General features: G+C 70.4%; 20 protein-coding genes. 17 read left to right on the top strand and 3 right to left on the bottom strand.

Translation table 11 applies throughout. The features are described from left to right. Nucleotides 1–62 precede the first annotated feature (62 nt). The 17 genes from BFN33_RS23230 (at nt 63) to BFN33_RS23150 (ending at nt 15837) form a co-directional block, all read left to right on the top strand. A complete protein-coding gene (locus tag BFN33_RS23230) occupies nt 63–851 on the top strand; it encodes an enoyl-CoA hydratase/isomerase family protein (protein ID WP_069762039.1) in 789 nt (262 codons plus the stop codon). Nucleotides 852–856: 5 nt separating this feature from the next. Then, nucleotides 857–1237, top strand: coding sequence for a Zn-ribbon domain-containing OB-fold protein (locus BFN33_RS23225; RefSeq protein WP_069762266.1), 381 nt, complete (start codon nt 857–859; stop codon nt 1235–1237). Then, nucleotides 1234–2379 carry a thiolase family protein gene (locus BFN33_RS23220; RefSeq protein ID WP_069762038.1) on the top strand — a complete coding sequence of 382 codons (1146 nt, stop codon included), beginning with the start codon at nt 1234–1236 and terminating at the stop codon, nt 2377–2379. The genes BFN33_RS23225 and BFN33_RS23220 overlap by 4 nt, the downstream gene beginning before the upstream one ends. A gap of 55 nt (nt 2380–2434) precedes the next feature. Further along, the gene (locus BFN33_RS23215; protein ID WP_069762037.1) at nt 2435–3637 is read left to right on the top strand and encodes an acyl-CoA dehydrogenase family protein; all 1203 of its coding nucleotides are present in this window, start codon (nt 2435–2437) and stop codon (nt 3635–3637) included. Then, the gene (locus tag BFN33_RS23210; protein ID WP_069762036.1) at nt 3634–4608 is read left to right on the top strand and encodes a phosphotransferase family protein; all 975 of its coding nucleotides are present in this window, start codon (nt 3634–3636) and stop codon (nt 4606–4608) included. Before BFN33_RS23215 ends, BFN33_RS23210 begins: the two co-directional genes overlap by 4 nt. Before the next feature lie 51 nt (nt 4609–4659). Next, nucleotides 4660–5916 carry an acyl-CoA dehydrogenase family protein gene (locus BFN33_RS23205; RefSeq protein ID WP_069762035.1) on the top strand — a complete coding sequence of 419 codons (1257 nt, stop codon included), beginning with the start codon at nt 4660–4662 and terminating at the stop codon, nt 5914–5916. Continuing rightward, nucleotides 5913–6689 (top strand): SDR family oxidoreductase, encoded by a 777-nt coding sequence (locus tag BFN33_RS23200; protein ID WP_069762034.1) that lies wholly within the window; start codon nt 5913–5915, stop codon nt 6687–6689. The genes BFN33_RS23205 and BFN33_RS23200 overlap by 4 nt, the downstream gene beginning before the upstream one ends. After that, nucleotides 6686–7465 carry an SDR family NAD(P)-dependent oxidoreductase gene (locus BFN33_RS23195; RefSeq protein WP_069762033.1) on the top strand — a complete coding sequence of 260 codons (780 nt, stop codon included), beginning with the start codon at nt 6686–6688 and terminating at the stop codon, nt 7463–7465. The genes BFN33_RS23200 and BFN33_RS23195 overlap by 4 nt, the downstream gene beginning before the upstream one ends. Then, nucleotides 7462–8544 (top strand): enoyl-CoA hydratase-related protein, encoded by a 1083-nt coding sequence (locus BFN33_RS23190; RefSeq protein ID WP_256122841.1) that lies wholly within the window; start codon nt 7462–7464, stop codon nt 8542–8544. Before BFN33_RS23195 ends, BFN33_RS23190 begins: the two co-directional genes overlap by 4 nt. Nucleotides 8545–8594: 50 nt before the next feature. After that, nucleotides 8595–9743, top strand: coding sequence for an acetyl-CoA C-acetyltransferase (locus BFN33_RS23185; protein WP_069762032.1), 1149 nt, complete (start codon nt 8595–8597; stop codon nt 9741–9743). 105 nt (nt 9744–9848) lie between these two features. Then, nucleotides 9849–10469 (top strand): TetR/AcrR family transcriptional regulator, encoded by a 621-nt coding sequence (locus BFN33_RS23180; RefSeq protein WP_057614572.1) that lies wholly within the window; start codon nt 9849–9851, stop codon nt 10467–10469. 158 nt (nt 10470–10627) lie between these two features. Next, the gene (locus BFN33_RS23175) at nt 10628–11815 is read left to right on the top strand and encodes an ABC transporter substrate-binding protein (protein WP_069762031.1); all 1188 of its coding nucleotides are present in this window, start codon (nt 10628–10630) and stop codon (nt 11813–11815) included. A gap of 66 nt (nt 11816–11881) precedes the next feature. Continuing rightward, nucleotides 11882–12241 carry a nuclear transport factor 2 family protein gene (locus BFN33_RS23170; RefSeq protein ID WP_218109030.1) on the top strand — a complete coding sequence of 120 codons (360 nt, stop codon included), beginning with the start codon at nt 11882–11884 and terminating at the stop codon, nt 12239–12241. A 45-nt stretch (nt 12242–12286) separates the two neighbouring features. After that, the gene (locus BFN33_RS23165; protein ID WP_069762030.1) at nt 12287–12667 is read left to right on the top strand and encodes a hypothetical protein; all 381 of its coding nucleotides are present in this window, start codon (nt 12287–12289) and stop codon (nt 12665–12667) included. Between the two features lie 67 nt (nt 12668–12734). Continuing rightward, nucleotides 12735–13055 carry an EthD domain-containing protein gene (locus tag BFN33_RS23160; protein WP_069762029.1) on the top strand — a complete coding sequence of 107 codons (321 nt, stop codon included), beginning with the start codon at nt 12735–12737 and terminating at the stop codon, nt 13053–13055. A 135-nt stretch (nt 13056–13190) separates the two neighbouring features. Then, nucleotides 13191–14690 carry a class I adenylate-forming enzyme family protein gene (locus BFN33_RS23155; RefSeq protein ID WP_069762028.1) on the top strand — a complete coding sequence of 500 codons (1500 nt, stop codon included), beginning with the start codon at nt 13191–13193 and terminating at the stop codon, nt 14688–14690. Between the two features lie 106 nt (nt 14691–14796). Then, nucleotides 14797–15837, top strand: a complete 1041-nt coding sequence (locus BFN33_RS23150) for an MBL fold metallo-hydrolase (protein WP_069762027.1) — start codon at nt 14797–14799, stop codon at nt 15835–15837. 65 nt (nt 15838–15902) lie between these two features. Here BFN33_RS23150 and BFN33_RS23145 read toward each other — a convergent pair whose 3' ends face one another. The 3 genes from BFN33_RS23145 to BFN33_RS23135 are packed head-to-tail and all read right to left on the bottom strand — an operon-like array spanning nt 15903 to nt 18924. Beyond that, nucleotides 15903–16661 carry an SDR family NAD(P)-dependent oxidoreductase gene (locus BFN33_RS23145; RefSeq protein ID WP_069762026.1) on the bottom strand — a complete coding sequence of 253 codons (759 nt, stop codon included), beginning with the start codon at nt 16659–16661 and terminating at the stop codon, nt 15903–15905. Between the two features lie 35 nt (nt 16662–16696). Continuing rightward, on the bottom strand, nt 16697–17725 hold the full coding sequence (locus tag BFN33_RS23140; RefSeq protein ID WP_069762025.1) for a phosphotransferase family protein: 1029 nt from the start codon (nt 17723–17725) through the stop codon (nt 16697–16699). Beyond that, a complete protein-coding gene (locus BFN33_RS23135; RefSeq protein WP_069762024.1) occupies nt 17722–18924 on the bottom strand; it encodes an acyl-CoA dehydrogenase family protein in 1203 nt (400 codons plus the stop codon). The genes BFN33_RS23140 and BFN33_RS23135 overlap by 4 nt, the downstream gene beginning before the upstream one ends. Nucleotides 18925–18963 lie beyond the last annotated feature (39 nt).

Here is an 18963-nt window from a genome sequence, read left to right as displayed (position 1 = left end):
TGACAGTCGATCAACCCCTCCGCAGACTCGTAGTGAATTCAGTTCAGTTTGGAGGATCTGAGATGGCAGTGGAAGACGAAATCCAGTTCGAGCGTGACGGCCATGTCGCCCGCGTCTGGCTGAACCGACCGTGGAAGAAGAACTGCGTCACGGTGCCGATCCTGGACCGGCTCGACGAGATCATCACCGAGGTCGACGAGGACCCCGAGCTGCGGGTCCTGGTGTTCCGCGGCCGTGGGGGCACGTTCTGCTCGGGGTTCGACCTCGACAGCCTCAAGGCCGACTTCGTCGGCAAGTCGAACGCCATCGACGTCGCGGTGAAGTCCGCGAAGGTCTGCGACCGGCTCTACTCGATGAAGACCCCCTCGGTCGCGGTCCTGGAGGGCTACGTCACCGCGGGCGGCTTCGAGATCATGATCTCCTGCGACTTCGCCATCTCCGCGGACGACGCCAAGATCGGCGACTTCCACATCCGCCGCTCGCTGTTCGGCGGAGCCGGTCCGATCTACCGCGTGCCGCGCATGATCGGCATCCGCAAGACGAAGGAGCTGATGCTCACCGGCAAGCTCCTGTCCGGCATCGAGGCCGCCGACTTCGGCCTCATCAACAAGTCCGCGCCGGCCGACAAGCTGGACGAGACGGTCGAGGACTTCATCGGTGACCTCATCGACAAGAGCCCGTTCACGATGTGGCTCACCAAGATGACCATCGACCGCAGCCTGGACGCCGACACCCAGTCGCTGATGGTCATGGAGCACCTCGCCGTGGGCGTGGCGCTCAACTCCGAGGACGCCGCCGAGGGTGTCTCGGCGTTCCTGGAGAAGCGCGAGCCCAAGTGGCAGGGGCGCTGATCCGCATGACCACCCATCCGCGCAGTCCGGCGACCGCACTCCAGGGCTCACGCTGCTCCGGCTGCTCGGTGTCGGTCTACCCCGCGGACGACGCGTGTCCGCGCTGCGGAGGGCCGGCCGAAGCGGCGGCCCTGTCCGGCGCGGGCACCCTGTGGACCTGGACGGTGCAGCGCTACGCACCCAAGTCACCCCCCTACCAGGCCCCACCCGGCGGCTTCGTGCCCTTCGCGCTCGGCTACGTCGAACTGCCGGACGGCGTACGTGTGGCCGCCGTCCTCGACGTCGACGACTTCGAGGAGGTCCGCATCGGCATGCCCCTCACGGTGACCGCGGGTGACGGGGTACCGCGGGCCCGCCCCACCACCGGCCACAAGGGGAGCTCATGAGCGCCGACGTCCTGATCTGCGGTGCCGGTCGCACTCCGTTCGGCCGCACGGAGGCCAGCGGTCGCCAACTGGCCGTCGGCGCGGTGAACGCCGCTCTCGCGGATGCCGGAATCGAGTGGTCGCGGGTGGGCGCGGCGTTCGGCGGCAGCGACAGCGCCGGGCTCGCCGACACCCTGGTGGCCCAACTCGGCCTCACCGGGCTGCCGTTCGTCAACGTCAAGAACGGCTGCGCGACCGGCGGCAGCGCCCTGGTCTCCGCCGTGAACGCGATCCGCTCCGGCATGGCGGACGTCGTCCTCGCCGTCGGTTTCGACAAACACCCGCGCGGCGCCTTCGACCCCCGCCCCGAGGACTGGGGACTGGGCGAGGAGTACGGCAGCGACGGACTGATGGTCACCACCCAGTTCTTCGGCATGAAGATCCAGCGCTACATGCACGACCACGGAATCACGCCGCAGACGCTCGCGCTGGTCGCCGAGAAGGCTTACCGCAACGGAGGACTGACCCCCGAGGCATGGCGGCGCAAACCGGTGTCCGCCGAGGAGATCCTCGACTCCGGCATGGTCAGCGATCCCCTGACCCGCTTCATGTTCTGCTCGCCGGGTGCGGGCGCCGCCGCGCTCGTCCTGTGCTCGCCCGAGGTCGCCCGCACCCTGGACGGGCCCTCGGTCACCCTGCGCTCGGCGGCCGTACGCACCCGCCGCTTCGGCTCGTTCGAGGTGTTCAGCCCCTGGATCCCCGGGGGCGAGCTCACCAGCGTCAGCCGCGACGCCTCCTCCGCCGCCTTCGAGAAGGCGGGTCTCGGTCCCGGGGACGTGGACGTGTGCCAGCTCCAGGACACCGAGAGCGGCGCCGAGGTCATGCACATGGCCGAGTGCGGGTTCTGCGAGGACGGCGAACAGGAGCGGCTGATCGCCTCGGGCGCCACCGAGATCGGCGGCACCCTGCCCGTCAACACCGACGGCGGCTGCATCGCCAACGGCGAGCCCATCGGCGCGTCGGGACTCCGCCAGGTCTACGAGGTCGTCCAGCAACTGCGCGGCCGGGCCGGCGAACGCCAGGTCCAGGGCGAGCCGAGGATCGGCTTCACCCATGTGTACGGCGCCCCGGGCGTGAGCGCCTGCACGGTGCTGTCCCGCTGATCCGGCTGATCCGGCTGATCCGGCTGGTCCGCGACGGAGGAAGGAGAGGAAGGTCATGAGCGGTATCCCGGACCCCGACGAGTTCCGTGCACAGGCCCGGCAGTGGCTCGCCACGGTCGCCCGCCCGCGCACCGCCGACGGGGCGTGGGGCAGCGGCTCCGACTCCGTCGCCGTGTTCGAGAACTGGACGGAACAGCAGGAACGCGAGCACACCGCCCGCACTCAGGCATGGGAACGCACCCGGTACGACCAGGGGTGGGGCGCCCTCAACTGGCAGGCGGCGTACGGAGGTCGTGAGCTGCCCGCGTACTACGAGCAGCTCTACCGCACCGAGGAAGCGGCCTTCGACGTGCCGCACCGCACCGAGATCTTCCCCGTCACTCAGCAGCTCGTCGCCCCCGCGATCGGCATCTGGGGCACCGACGAGCAGAAGGGGCGCTGGCTGCGGCCCATGCTGCGCACGGACGAGCTGGCCTGCCAGCTGTTCTCCGAGACCGAGGCGGGATCCGACCTCGCCGCGGTACGCACGAAGGCGGTGCGTGAAGGCGACCACTGGGTGCTGCGGGGCCACAAGGTGTGGACCTCCGGGGCCGGGGTCGCGACCTGGGGGGTCGCGGTGTGCCGCACCGACCCGGACGTTCGCAAGCACGCCGGCATCACCGTCTTCCTGGTGCGCATGGACGCGCCGGGCGTGACCGTACGGCCCATCCAGCAGATGACCGGCGGTGCCAGCTTCAACGAGGTCTACCTTGACGACGTCATCGTGCCCGACACCGACCGGTTGGGACCGGTCGGCGAGGGCTGGCGGGTCACGCTGAGTGTGCTGGCCGCCGAACGGCTCGACTCCGGAAACCTGGGCCTCGACAACGCCGACCGAGCCCTGGAGCTGGCCAGGAACCTGCCCCGCCCGCTCACCGGCGGCGAACAGCGTCAAGCCGCCGACCTCTACCTGCGCGCCCTCGTGCAGCGGCTCATCGGGCTGCGGGTGACCGGCGCCCTCGTCGCCGGACGCGAACCCGGAGCCGAGGCCTCGGTCGGCAAGCTGTACGCCACCGAGACCATGCGGCGCACCAGCGACCTGGTGTCCGAGCTGCTCGGGCCGCGTCTTGTCGCCGACACGGGGGAGTGGGGCACGTACGCCTGGACGGAGCATCTGCTCGGTGCGCCCGGTTACAGCATCGCGGGCGGTACCGACGAGATCCAGCACAACATCCTCGCCGAGCGCGTGCTCGGCCTGCCCAAGGAGCCGGTCCGATGAGCACGGCCACGCAGGTGTCGGAGCTGGCCGCGCGGGTCCGTGACGCTCTCGCACGCCGACATCCGGGGGTGCCCGTGGGCGAGTTGAGGACCCTGCCCGGTGGCCACTCCGGGCTGACGTACTCGGTGACCGCGGGCGAGGCGGCGTACGTCATCAAGGCCGTGCCTCCCGGACAACGTCCCGTCGGGCGAAACGACGTGCTACGCCAGGCGCGGGTGCTGGGCGCCCTCGCCGCAACCGCGGTGCCGGTGCCCGGCGTCGCCGCCGTCGACGAGAGCCAACCGGCTTGGTTCGCCATGGACTTCGCCGCCGGTGAGGCCGTCGAACCCGTCCTCGACGAGCCCGAGGTACCCGCCGCCACGGCCCGGGCACGCATGCTGCAGATCGCCTCAGTACTGCGGCGGCTGCACGAGACAGACATCGACACACCCGGTCTCGACGCGCCCGAACCACTCGACGCCGCTGGCGAACTGGAACGCTGGAGCCGCACCCTGCACGCCGTCCCGCCCGAACTGCGGCCGGGAGGCGAGGAGTTGCTCCAGCGCCTCGCCGACGACGTGCCCGACGGCCTGCCGCCGGTACTGCTGCACGGCGACTTCCGGCTCGGGAACGTGCTCTGCGTCGGCGAGCGCGCGACGGCGGTCGTCGACTGGGAGATCTGGAGCGTCGGCGACCCACGCATCGACCTGGGCTGGTTCCTGCTCTTCGCCGACCATCGCAACTTCCCGCAGCTGGGCAGCGCCGTACCCGGCCTGCCCACCGAGGCCGAACTCCTCGACGCCTACGGCGGTGGCGGCCCCGCGCTGCCCTCGATGGACTGGTTCCGTGCCCTGGGCCGCATGAAGATGGCCGCGATCATGGGCCACAACCTGCGCCGGCACCGCGAGGGCAAGCACCACGACCCCGACCAGGAGCGACTGCCGCCCACCATCGCCGCGATGATCCGCACCGCGCGCGACATCCTCGGCTGACCCGCACCCGCCAGGCAGACCCCAGGCATACCCCAGCATGAGGAGCACCTCGTGGATTTCGGATTCTCGCCCCGGGCGAGTGAACTCCAGGACCGTATGCGGTCGTTCATGGAACAGCACGTCTTCCCCGCGGAGGCCGTCTACGACCGGCAGCTGGCCGACGCGGACGACCCGCACGCGCTGCCGCCGGTGATGACCGAGCTGAAGGAGAAGGCACGCGCCGAGGGCCTGTGGAACCTCTTCATGGCGCACGGCGACTGGGGCGCGGGGCTCACCAACCTCGAATACGCGCCCCTCATGGAACTGGCGGGCCGCTCCATCATCGGCCCCGAGGTGTTCAACTGCTCGGCGCCCGACACCGGCAACATGGAACTGCTCGCGCTGTACGGCACCCCCGCGCAGCAGGAACGCTGGCTGCGCCCCCTGCTGGAGGCCGAGATCCGGTCCTGCTTCGCGATGACCGAGCCCGAGGTCGCCAGCTCCGACGCCCGCAACATCCGCACCCGCATCACCCGCGACGGCGACAGCTACATCGTCAACGGCCGCAAGTGGTACACCTCCGGGATCCTCGACCCCGACTGCAAGCTGATCATCCTGATGGGCAAGACCGACCCGGACGCGCCCACCTACCGCCAGCAGAGCATGCTGCTCATTCCCCGCGACACACCGGGCGTCACCATCCTGCGCGACCTGCCGATGTTCGGCTACACCGACCGGTGCGGCCACGGCGAGGTGCTCTTCGAGAACGTCCGCGTACCCGTGGACAACATCCTCGGCGGTGAGGGGGAGGGCTTCGCGCTCGCCCAGGGGCGGCTCGGCCCCGGACGCATGCACTACGCGATGCGCGCCGTGGGTTTCGCGGAGCGCGCCCTGCAGCTGATGTGCGAACGCGCCACCGAGCGCGTCGCCTTCGGCGGGCCCCTGGCCGATCGCGGTGTGGTGCGCGAGTGGATCGCCCGCAGCCGTATCGAGATCGAGCAACTACGGCTGCTGGTACTGAAGTCGGCCTGGCTGATGGACACCGTCGGCAACGCCGCCGCCCGGATGGAGGTCGCCGCGATCAAGGTGGCTGCACTGGAGGTCGCCCACAAGGTGGTCGACCGCGCGGTCCAGGCACACGGCGCGGCGGGCGTCAGCGACGACACCGTACTGGCCCGGCTGTTCTCCATCACCCGGGCACTGAAGATCGCCGACGGACCCGACGAGGTGCACCTGCGCACCGTGGCCCGCCAGGAACTCGCCCGGTACAAGAAAACCGATCCCACGGCCGGACGGCAGACGGCCGACACGAAGGCAGGGGCAGCGTGAGCGCCAACACCCTCGACGGCAAGGTGGCCGTCATCACCGGCGGATCCCGCGGCATCGGCCTCGGCATCGCCACGGCCTTCCGGGCGGCCGGCGCGCACGTGGTCATAGCGGCGCGCAAGGCGGCCGGACTGGCCGAGGCGCGCGAGGAGTTGCTGCGCGTCAAGGGCGACGGCGACATCCACACCGTGGTCGCCAACGCCGGCGAACCCGACCATGCCGAGGCCTGCGTCGACGAGACCATGGCCCGCTTCGGCCGCGTCGACATCCTCGTCAACAATGCGGCGACCAACCCGTACCACGGCGATCTGCTCGACCTGGACCTGCCGCGAGCGGAGAAGACCGTACGGGTCAACCAGTACGGGATGATCGCCTGGACCCGCTGTGCATGGCGCGCCTGGATGGCCGAGCACGGGGGAGCGGTCGTCAACATCGCCTCAGTCGGCGGACTGATCGTCGACCCGCACATCGGCTACTACAACGCCACCAAGGCGGCCATGCTCCACATGACCCGGCAGCTCGCCTACGAACTCGGGCCGCGGGCACGGGTGAACGCCATCGCCCCAGGCCTGATCAAGACCGAACTGGCGCGTGCGGTGTGGGAGGTCCGTGAGCCCATCCTCACGGCCAAGCTGCCGATGCGGCGCCTGGGCACGGTGGAGGACGTGGCGAGCGCGGCACTGTTCCTGGCCTCCGACGCGTCTTCCTGGATGACCGGCCAGACCCTGGTGCTCGACGGGGGCGCGACCGCCCTGCCGATCGGGGTGGACGAGTGAGCGCGCCTCGATCCGCCGGTGATCTCTTCTCACTGGAGGGCAGGACGGCAATCGTCACCGGCGCGTCCTCCGGCCTCGGTGCCCGGTTCGCGACTGTCCTCGCGCAGGCCGGCGCCACCGTGTTCGCCGCCGCCCGTCGCATCGACCGGCTGAAGGAACTTGCCGACTCCGACGCGCGCATCCACCCGGTCGCCTGCGATGTCGCGCTGGAGGCCGACCGTACGAGGCTCACCGAGACGGCACTGAGCACCACCGGCCGCATCGACATCCTCGTCAACAACGCCGCGAGCTCGGGCGAGACCCGTGCCGAGGACGAGTCCCCGGACGCCTTCACCGACGTCCTCGGCGTCAACCTCACCGCGCCTTTCCACTTGGCCCGGCTGGCAGCGGAGGCTCCGTCGTCGGTCTCGCCGGGCGGCAGGAGCATCATCAACGTCTCCTCCATCCTCGGACTGGTCTCGGCCGCACCACTCGGCGGCGCGAGCTACTCCGCGTCCAAGGCCGGCCTCATCGGCCTGACCCGTGAGCTGGCCGGACAGTGGGGCCGTAGCGGGACACGCGTCAACGCGCTCGCCCCGGGCTGGTTCCGCACCGAGATGACCGCGGACCTCTTCGGCGACGAGCGCTCGAGCCGCTGGGTCGAACGCAACACCCTGCTGCACCGCGGCGGCGACTCCCACGAACTCGACGGCGCGCTGCTATTCCTGGCCTCGGACGCGTCCTCGTACTGCACCGGACAGGTCCTGACCGTCGACGGCGGATGGACCGCGCGGTGAGGGGCGTCGGACCGGGTGCCGCGGATCGTGCGGCGGCGGATGTCGGCTCGGGTGCCGCGGATCGCGGTACGACGGGCGGCAGTCGACGTGCCGCGGATCGTGCGGCGGCGGATGTCGGTTCGGGTGCCGCGGATCGTGCGGGGGCGGATGTCGGTTCGGGTGCGGCGGATCGCGGTACGACGGGCGGCAGTCGGCGTGCTGCGGATCGTGCGGGGGCGGATGTCGGTTCGGGTGCCGCGAATCGCCCTGCGACCGGCCTCAGCTCGCGTGCAGCCGATCCCGCGGCGAGTGTCGGCGTAGAGATCCAGGCCGACGGCCTCGCCCGCGTCACCCTGCGCCGGGCCCAGGCGGGCAACGCCATCGACCTGGCCACGGCGCGTGGCCTCCTCGACGCGGCACGGGCCTGCGAACATTCGGCCGTACGGGCCGTGCTGCTCACCGGTGAGGGGAAGTCCTTCTGCGTCGGCGGCGACCTCAGGGAGTTCTCCCGGCTCACCGGTGAGGCCCTGGAGAAACACCTCGTCGCGGTGACCGACGCGCTCCACGACGCCCTGCGCACGTTCGCCTCGATCGACGCGCCCATGGTGGCCGCCGTCCAGGGAGCCGTCGCCGGCGCGGGCATCGGCCTTGCCGCGGCCGCCGACGTGACACTCGCGGCCGACGACGTCACCTTCACCGCCGCGTACACCGGTATCGGCTACTCGCCGGACGCCGGTGTGAGCTGGCAGCTGCCCCGCCTCGTCGGGCCCAAGCGGGCCATGGAGCTGCTGCTGACGAACCGCCGTGTGCCGGCGGCGGAAGCGGCCGTGATCGGTCTGGTGAACCGTGTCGTCCCGTCCGGCGAACTGGCCGTCGAGGCCGAGCGGACCGTCGAGGCGCTGCGCCGAGGCCCCACCGCCGCTTTCGGCGTCACCCGCCGCCTCGTCGCGTCCGGTCAGACCGCGGGTCTCACCCGGCATCTCGACGACGAGGCCGGCGCGCTCGCCGCCGCGGCCGCCTCGGACGAGGGCCGTGAGGGCGTCGCCGCGTTCCTCGACAAGAGGGCGCCCGATTTCACGCGCATCCCGTCCAGGCCCTGATCACTCAAACGATCACTCAACTCGTCCCCCGCAACCAAGGGAGCCCCACCGTGTCGGAAGCATTCATCGTCGGGGCCGTCCGTACCCCGGTCGGCCGCCGCAAGGGCACGCTCAGCGGCGTGCACCCGGCCGATCTCGGCGCCCATGTGCTGCGGGCCCTGCTGGAACGTACGGGAGCCGACCCGGACGCGGTCGACGACGTGTATTTCGGCTGTGTCAGTCAGATCGGGGCCCAGACCGGCAACATCGCCCGTACGGCCTGGCTGTCGGCGGGGCTGCCGCAGCACGTGCCCGGCACGACCATCGACCGTCAGTGCGGCTCCTCCCAGCAGGCCGTGCACTTCGCCGCGCAGGCCGTCGGCTCAGGCGCCGCCGACCTGGTGGTCGCGGGCGGGGTGGAGGTGATGAGCCTGGTGCCGATAGCCAGCCCCATGTTCGTCGGCGAACAGGCGGGGATGGGCAGTCCCTTCGCGGGGGACGGCTGGCGCGAACACTTCGGGGACCAGGAGGTGTCGCAGTTCCGGGGCGCCGAGCTGATCGCCGAGAAGTGGGGCGTCTCCCGCGAGGACATGGAACGGTTCGCGCTCACCAGCCACCGGCGAGCGCTCGCCGCGCAGGCCGGCGGAGCCTTCGACGAGGAGATCATCCCGGCCTTCGGACTGGCCGCCGACGAGGGCCCGCGCGCCGACACCACGCTCGAGAAGATGGCGGGACTGAAGACCCTCACCGAGGACGGGCGGCTGACGGCCGCCGTCGCCAGCCAGATCTCCGACGGTGCCGCCGCCCTGCTCATCGCCTCCGAGGACGCAGTCCGCCGCCACGGTCTGACCCCGCTGGCCAGCGTGCACACCATGGCGGTGGTCGGCTCCGATCCGATCCACATGCTGACCGGCCCGATCCCGGCCACGGAGAAGGTCCTGGACAGGGCGGGTCTGTCCATCGACGACATCGACCTGGTCGAGATCAACGAGGCCTTCGCCTCAGTCGTCCTCGCCTGGCAGAAGGAGATCGGCGCCGACCCGGAGCGGGTCAACGCCTTCGGCGGGGCGATCGCGCTCGGCCATCCGCTCGGCGCCACGGGCGCCCGTCTGATGACCACGCTCGTCCACCAGCTGCGCAGGACCGGCGGGCGCTACGGTCTGCAGACGATGTGCGAGGGCGGCGGGATGGCCAACGCGACCGTGCTCGAACGTCTCTGACCGGCCATGCTCGAACGTCTCTGACCGGATCCGATTGGCAACTGAGTTCAACTTGGGTCTACTCTCGGGTACGGACACGGTGGGTGACGGCCATGGAGAGGGAGCATGACGAGGATCGTTGAACCGGAGGCGGGACCGCGGTCCAAGCGCGCGGCCATTCTCACGGCCGCGGTGGACTGCTTCGGTGAGACCGGCTTCGAGGCCACCAAGTGGTCGACCGTGGCGGAGCGCGTCGGCATCGGGCAGACGGCTCTCTACCACTACTTCGAGTCGAAGACCCACTGCCTGCTGACCATCATGCGGGTTGAACTGCAGCGCTCCCACGACCGGTTCGTGGAGGCCACGAAGGACGCCGCGGACCCCGTCGAGGCGCTGCGGGCCGCGGTCCGTGCGGCCTACGACGTGTCCCCGCAGGAGGTCCTGCAGATGCGTATTCTGCAGAACCACATGGATCTGTTGTCCGGTTCGCGCAGGTCCAAGCGCGAGGAGGACGAACGGGTCGCGGCCCGTCAGCTGGTCCAGGTCGTCGAACGGGACTGGACGAACCTGCTCGTCAAAGGCATGTCCCAAGGCTCCTTCCCGCTGCGCGACGCGCAGCTGCTCGGTGCGAGTGTGCTCGGGCTGATCGTCAGTGTGTGGCGGTGGTACCGGCCGTCAGGACCGACCCCGCTCTCCGAGGTCAGCGAGCTGATCGAGGGCGCCTGCGTCCGGATGGTCGCCTCCTGACGCGCTGAGCGGTCACCGCACCTCGCGGCCCGGCCCTCCGACGGACACCCCGTCGGAGGGCCGGGCTGTTTCACGTAACGAGCCATTGCCAGGGCTGTTTCCCCGGGATTAAAATCAAACTGAACTGAACTGAACTCAGGTTGATCTGAGGAGGGGTCTTGCGACGACGCACGACACGCTCGCTCATCGCCGCAGCCACCGCCCTGCTCGCCCTGGCGGCGAGTGCCTGCGGCACCCAGGGCCCCGCGGCACGGGACGACGTCATCAGGATCGGCGCGTGGTACCCGCTCACGGGAGCCGTCGCCTCGTTCGGCATCCCCGAGAGAGCCGGCGCCGACGCGTACTTCAAGTCGGTCAACGCCCGTGGCGGGATCAACGGACGCAAGATCGACTGGGTCGTCAAGGACAACGCCTTCGATCCGCAGCAGACCGTGCAGATCGCCCGCCGGCTCGTCGACCAGGACGGAGTGGTGGCGATCGTCGCCACCAACGGCACCGCCCAGTCCCAGGCCACCTTCCCCTTCGTACTCGAGCAGTCGAAGGTCCCCGTCCTCAACACCCTGGGCGGAGACGCGTCCTGGTACCGGCCGGCCCGCGACGGCCTGTTCGGCATGCAGACCCTCTACGAGGACCAGGCATCGGCGCTCGGGCAGTGGGCGGCGCAGGACGGGGCGAAGAAGGTGCTCGTCGTGCACAGCGACCCCGCGGCGTTCGTGAACGTCGCCAAGGAGATCGGCCCGGCCGCCCGCAAGACCGATCCGTCGGTCCGGGTCAAACGCCTGTCGGTCAAGTTCCAGACCACCGACTACAGCCCGGTGATCAGCAAGGTCAAGCGTGAGAAACCCGACGCCGTCGTGGTGATCCTCGCCGCCGCCGAGGCCGCGTCCTACCTGAAGGAAGCCAAGCTGCAGGGGGTCGCGACACCCGTGTACGGCTACGCTCCGGTCGCGGCTCAGTCCACCCTCACCCTCGCGGGCAAGGCGGCCGAAGGTGTCAAGGCGGTGCAACTGGTGAAGTCACCCAACGACGACGACCCGGCCATCAAGGAGTTCCGCTCGGCGATGGCGAAGTACGAGCGCGGGCAGCCGGCCGACTTCATCACCCTGTGGGGCTGGGCGGCGGCCAAGGCGTTCGTCGAGATCGCCCGGAGCATCGACGGTCCGATCACGTCCGAGGCGCTGACCGCCGCGTACAAGAAGGCCCGCTCTGTCGACACCGGCGTCGCGCCGGTCCTGAACTTCTCCACTGAGCACCACCTCGGCACCCGCGACGTACAGAAGGTCGTCGTCAGGGACGGCCGCTGGGAGTCACAGGGTGACTTTTTCACCCCGCCCGCCCGTGACTGACATTCCCGATCACGACCGATCCCGCCGCGACTCAAACCAGCCATTCCCCGCATGGAGAGGACTCCCATGGCCGCCGTAATCCCCGACTACATGGCCCGTATGGACAGTGACGATCCCCGTCAGGCCCTCGAACTGCTCGTACCGGACTTCCGATTCCTGATCGCCCTGCCCGGCCGCGAGGCCACGGGAACCTCCAGGGACGACTTCGCCGCCTACATCGCCGGCCGCAACGCCGTCGACAGGGGACACAAAATCCTCCGGCACAGTTCCGACGGCGATCTGGAGACCGTGTACGGAGTGGTCACCGAGTCCGGGAAGACCGTCGGCTCCTTCCTCTCGGCCGCCGTCGTCACACCCGACGGGCGCATGGCCCGCTACCAGTCGTACTTCAGCACCACCTACGACCTCATCGACCGGCCGGACTAGCCGCGCCGCACCCCGTCAGCCACCCACCCCTTCCCGGGAGCCGACATGACCGATACCTCCACCGCCGCCGCCCCCTTCCTCACGGCCTGGTTCGACATCCTCGACAGTGACGAACCGACCCGGATCCTCGACCTGATCAGCGACGACTTCACCCTCTCCATCCTGTTCTCCACCGGTGACGGCAACGCGACCGACTTCGCCGGGGACCGTGCCGCCCTCGTCGGCTACCTCGAACAGCGCGAGAAGGGCACCCGCACCCACCACCTCCTGTCCGCGACCACCCTCGGCCAGGACGAGCTCTTCCTCGGCGAGGTGCGGCGCGCGGGAGTGCCCGAGGCGAGCTTCGTCGCCGCCGGCCGGGTGGACGACCACGGACGTCTGCAGCGCCTGCTGATCGGCCGGTCGTCCGAGATCCGCTTCACCTGAACCCACCAGACCGGATGCGGCAGGGCCTGCAAGCTCCGCTTCGACCGGACACCCACGGAGGACCGTCATGTACAACCTCGTCCTGCTGGCCGCCAGGCCCCCGGAGTGGACGCACGAGCAGTTCATCGACTGGTGGCGCGGCGACCACGCGGAACTGACCTACCGCCTGCCCGGTCTTCGTACCTGGCGGCACACCGAGATCGACCAGGCGCTGGAGACCCGCTCCGAGGGCTGGGACGGGATCTCCGTGCTCAGTTTCGACTCCCCGCAGGACCTGAAGAAGGCCCTCGCGAGCCAGGAGTGGGCGGACGCGATCGCACAGGTCGGGGACATGAAGGGCCGCCGCATCGCGGTGATGGGGCACGAGGCGCAGTTGTTCGGCGGATGAGACCGGACCGGGCGTCCTCCGGTCCCATCGGCGCGGTGCGCGTCAAGCATGCACCACAGCGCTCATCACAGAGTTCACGACCGCGTTCATCACACAGTTCTTCACGGAGTTCGGCCGGCGTAGCGAGGAAGCGGGATGCGACAGGTAGTTCGGGAGTTCCAACGAAGGGCCGAGCAGGCGGACTTCGTCGCCGTCGTCGACGACGAGGGCAGTCATACGGCGCGCGAGCTGCTCGCCGAGGCCGGCCGGCTCGCCGAAGCGATGTTCCCCGGCGGCCCGGGCGGCACCGTCATGCTCCAGGCCGACAACTCATGGCGTACCGTCGCCGGCTCGCTGGCCGTGGGACTGCGCGGCGGGGTCCTCGCGGTCGTCAACCGGCACACCACCCATGCAGAGTTCGCCGCCGCCTACGAGGACATCCGCCCCGACGCGGTCGTCGCCGAGACTTCGGCGAGCGACGAATGGGGCCTGCCCGAGCTGCTGCCGGGACCGGTGGACACGGTGCTCGACGGCTGGACCTGCCGTGCCACGCCCGGTCCGCGTGAGGTGTCACGGTGGTCGGGAGGCGTCCTCATCGGACTGACCTCCGGCTCCACCGGACGGCCCAAGGGCGTGGTGCAGTCCGAGGAGGCCCTGCGCTACGCCTGCGCCAGCACGATCGACATCAACGGCCTGGCCCCCGGTGACGCGGTGGCCGCGATCGTGCCGCTGTCGTCGACGGCCGCCTACTGCTTCGGCGTGTACCTCTCCCTTCTGCTGGGCGGCCCGCTCGTCCTGACGTCGAAGTGGGACCGGGCCCTCGCGCTGCGGCGGATGGCCGAGACCGAGGTCCGCTGGACCATGTGCGTACCGACGATGGCGCTGCAGATGGGGGCCGAGGCGGCCGGCTCCGGTGTGCTCTCGGGAGTCCGCGGCATCACCGTGGGCGGCGGCCCCATGGACCGTGGCGCCCTGGCGCGTGCCGAACGGTCACTGGGCACGAAGATCCTGCGCGTGTTCGGCATGTCGGAGTGCCTGGGCCACACCTCGCCCCGCCCCGACGACCCCGAGGAGATCAGGCTGGGCAGGGACGGCCGCCCCTTCGCGGGTACGGACCTGCGCGCGCTGACCCCCGACGGTGTCGTGGCCGGACCGGGTGTCACCGGCCGGGCGCAGGTCCGCGGCCCTTCACTGTTCGTCGGCTACGCCCGTGACGGCCGGGTCGAGCGGCCGGCGCTGACCCAGGACGGCTTCTTCCCGACCGGCGACCTGCTGCTCACGCACGAGGACGGCACCGTCAGCATCATGGGCCGCGAGAAGGACATCATCATCCGCGGCGGCCGGAACATCGACATCACCGAGATCGAACGGGCGGTCGCCGGGTACCCGCGGGTGGCCAGGGCCTGTGTCGCCGCGGTCCCGGACGAGGTGCTCGGCGAGCGCGTCGCGCTGCTGGTCGTCACCGAGGACGGACACGGCATCGACCTGGCCGAGGTGACCGGACACCTGGAGAGCGTCGGACTGTCCAAGGCCAAGTGGCCCGAGTTCGTTTACGGCGTCGAGGAGTTGCCCCAGACCAAGGTCGGCAAACTCGACCGGAGCGGAGCCCGCGAACTCGCCCACCGGCTACGGACGGGCACACCCGACTTGGCCTGATCAAAGGCGATCCGGCCTGATCAGAGGACAGACCCGGCGGAGTCGCACCCCCCACACCCCCCGCCGGGTCCGATCCCCGGCGAAACAGAAGCAGCATTGGAGAATCATGACAGCGCGGTTCGACCAGGGCCCATGGGCCGCAGCCGGAGTCCAGACCGTCCAGCCCGGAGTGCACCGCGTTCCCCTGCCGCTGCCCAACGACGGCCTGCACGCCGTAAACGTCTATCTGCTGGAGAACCTCGCGGAGGACAACGGCATCGTCATGATCGACGGAGGCTGGGCGATCCCCGAGGCGCGCAAGGCACTCGAGGAGGCCCTGGCCGCCATCGGGCGCGACCTCGGCGACATCAGCCACATCCTGGTCACCCACATCCACCGTGACCACTACACCAACGCCGTGGAGCTGCGCCGGCTGCTGGGCTCGCGCGTCTACCTGGGCGCGGGGGAGCGGCCGGGCCTGGAGATGCTCGACCGGCTGCGCAGCGACGAACCGGCCGGCTCGCTGGAGACGCTGCGCAGGGGAGGAGCGGCCGAACTCGCCGAGCAGATCCGGGCAATGGACCACGGCGGCTACGACCCCAGCGTGTGGGAGGCCCCCGACCAGTGGCTCGGCGCGGAAACGCTCCGCTTCGGCGACCACGAGCTGCGCGTCGTACCGACTCCCGGGCACACCAAGGGACATGTGGTCTTCCTGGACGAACAGCGCGGACTGCTGTTCGCCGGCGACCACGTCCTTCCGCACATCACCCCGTCCATCGGCTTCGAGCTGACCGAGGCCGACGGGCGCCCCCTCGCCGACTACCTGGACTCGCTACGACTGATGACGCGGTACGCCGACACCCGTCTGCTGCCCGCGCACGGGCCCGTCACCGACAGCGCCCACACCCGCGTCGCCGAACTGCTCACCCACCACGACGACCGGCTGGCCAAGAGCCTGACAGCGCTGGGCGAGGACACTCTCGACGCGCACGCCGTGGCGCGCAAACTGGGCTGGACGCGCCGCGAGGTGCCGTTCGGAGACCTCAACGCCTTCAACCAGATGCTCGCCGTGAACGAGACGGCCGCGCACCTGGACGTCCTGGTGCTGCGCGGCCGCGCCACGGTGGCGTTCACGGGCGGGGTGAACCAGTACACACGTGTGAGCTGACACGACACGTGTGGGGGAGGGGCTCGGTCGTCGCCGGGCCCCTCCTTCCTTGTCGGCGAAGTTCGTCAACGGGCCGTCCAACCACCGTCCACGTACAGCTCGGACCCCGTGATGAAGGTGGCGTCCTGGGAGGCCAGGAACGCCACCGCGCCCGCGACCTCGTCGGGTCGGCCCAGCCGCCCCATCGGGGTGCCCTCGACCATGGCGGTGTGCCGGGGCGTACCCCGCCACAGTTCCCGGGAGAGGGGCGTCTCGATGAAACCGGGGTGGATCGAGTTGACGCGGACGCCGCGCGTGGCCCAGTGCAGTGCCGCGTTCTTCGTCATCAGGCGGACCGCGCCTTTCGCCGCGTGGTACGAGAACTGGCTGCCGAAGCCGCCGACCGTACCGAAGATGGACGCGATGTTGACGATGGAGCCGCCGCCGGAGCGTTCGATCGCGGGACCGCCGTACTTCATACCGAGCCACACACCGCCCTGGGTGACCGCGATGACCTTGTCCCAGGACTCCTGGGTCTCCGTCTCGACCGTCCGCATCTCGGCGATGCCCGCGTTGTTGACCAGAACCGACAGCCCACCCAGCTCGTCGACCACCCGGTCAACCGCCCCGCGCCACGCCTCCTCGTCGCTGACGTCCAGCGCGAGGCCGAGTGCCCGCGCCCCGTCACCGGTCAGCTCCTTCGCCAGGTCCTCGCAGCGACCGGCGTCCACGTCCGTCACCACCACCGTCGCGCCCTCCGCGGCGAGCCGGTGCGAGACGGCGTGGCCGATGCCGCCGGTCGCGCCGGTGACCAGGGCGATCTGTCCGGACAGTCGGTCTCCCACGGGCTCTCCTCGGTTCGGTGTGTGCAGGGTCGCTGTCACGACAGCAGGTCCAGCCCCGAGCGCAGCAGCGCGGGGACCGCGGACCCGACCCGCTCGAATCCGGTGCCCACGGTCCGTCCCGCGAGGTATCGGGCGTGGATGCCCTCCGCGATGACGGCGAGCTTGAAACAGCCCAGGGCCTCGTAGTAGGGCAGGGCGTCGGTATCGCGGCCGGACTTCTCGGCGTACCGCGCGGCCAGTTCGGGGCCGGTGGGAAAGCCGGGGTTGGCCGTCGGGACATGGCGTGCGCCGAGGACCGGTTCGCAGGTCGGGTCCCAGTACATGAGGAGCATCCCGAGATCGGCGAGGGGATCACCGAGCGTGGCCATCTCCCAGTCGATGATCGCGGCGATCCGGCCGAAGCCGTCGGGCGCCAGGATGGTGTTGTCCAGGCGGTAGTCGCCGTGCACGATCGCGGGAGCGCCACTCACGGGTACGGCGCGGGCGAGCCTGCCGTGCAGTTCGTCGACGTCGGGCAGCGAACGCGTGGCGACCTTCTCCCACTGCCCGCGCCAGCGCCGCACCTGACGCTCCAGATAGCCGTCCGGCCGGCCGAAATCGTCGAGCCCGACGTCGGAGGCGTCGACGGAGTGGAGTGCCACGAGCGCGTCCACGAGCGCGTCGGCCGCCTGTCGTGCCTCGTCAGGCGGGAGTACGGCAGCGTCGTCGCCGTCACGCAGCACCGTCCCCTCCACGAAGTCGACGACGCAGAACGGCGCCCCGATCACTTCCGGGTCCCGGCACGACAGCACGGCGCGCGCGACGGGCACCCCGGTACCGCCGAGGGCGGCGACGACGCGGTATTCACGGTCCATGTCGTGTGCCGTGGGGGTCAGCACCCCCAGCGGGGGCCGGCGCAGCACCCACCGGTGCGTCCCGTCGGTCACCTCGTACGTCAGATTGGAGCGCCCGCCCTGGAGCAGCCCGATCCTCAACGGGCCGGCGCAGTCGGGGACATGGTGGTCGAAGTACCGCTGCAGCGCGGGCACGTCGACGCCGACCACGGTTGCCTCGGACGCGGTCACTGTGCGGCCACCCGCTCCCGTGCCGCCCGTACCGCACGCTTGGCGATGGCCCACCGGTGGGTCTCGGAAGGACCGTCGTAGATCCGGAACGGGCGCACCTCGCGGTACAGCCGGGACAGCGGGGCGTCCCCCGAGATGCCGAGCGCGCCGCACACCTGCACGGACCGGTCGACCACCCGGTTGACCGCCTCGGAGACGTACGTCTTGGCGATCGAGGTGTGCTGGGCGGCCGAGCGTCCTTGGTCCAGTTCCCAGCAGGCCCGCCACAGCACCGCGCGGCTGGTCTCGATGTCGATCTCGGAGTCGGCCAACAGCTGCTGCACCATGCCGAGTTCGGCCAGCGGCTTACCGAAGGCCGAACGGTCCGACGCGCGCTCAAGGGCGATGTCCTGCGCCCGCCGCGCCACGCCGAGCCAGCGCATGCAGTGCGTCATCCGGGCCGGTCCGAGACGCACCTGCGCGTACGCGAACCCCTGGTCCACCTCTCCCAGGACGGCGCTGTCGGCGACTTCGCAGCCCTCGAAGACGATCTCGCTGTGCCCGCCGAACAGCCCCTGGTCCAGCGTGTCGATATTGCGGACGATCTTCATTCCCGGGTTGTCGGCATCGACGAGGAACATCGTGGCGCCGCCCGCGTCGCCTGGTCCGCCACTGGTGCGGGCCATGCAGATGGCGAAGGCGGCCCCGTCGGCGCCGCTGATGAACCACTTGCGTCCGTCGATCCGCCAGCCGCCGTCGACCCTGGTCGCGGTGGTGGCGAGGGCGCGCGGATCGGAACCGGCGCCGGGCGCGGGCTCGGTCATCGCAAAACAGGACCGGACCGCACCCGCGGCCAGCGGCCGCAGGTAGCGCTCCTTCTGTTCCTCGGTGGCGACCACTTCGAGCAGATGCGTGTTGCCCTCGTCGGGTGCCGCGCAGTTCAGCGCCAGCGGCCCGAGCAACGAGTACCCGGCCGCCTCGAACACCACGGCCTGGCCGCACAGGTCGAGCCCGAGCCCGCCCCACTCCGTGCCGACGTGGGGGGCGAACACCCCCGCGTCGCGGGCTCCCTGCTGAAGCCGGCGGCGCAGTGGCTCCGGACCGGCGTGGACGTTCCCGTCGCATGCCCGCTCCTCGGGTATCACCACGTCCTGTACGAACGCGGTGGTGCGCCGAGCGACGGCGGCCACCCTCTCGTCGATCTCGAACCCGATCGGCATGTTCACTCCCGAGCTTGGCTACTGACCATTAGCCATCTC

The organism is Streptomyces sp. LUP47B (assembly GCF_001746295.1).
Lineage (GTDB): Bacteria > Actinomycetota > Actinomycetes > Streptomycetales > Streptomycetaceae > Streptomyces.
This window is presented reverse-complemented; position numbering and strand designations above follow the sequence as displayed.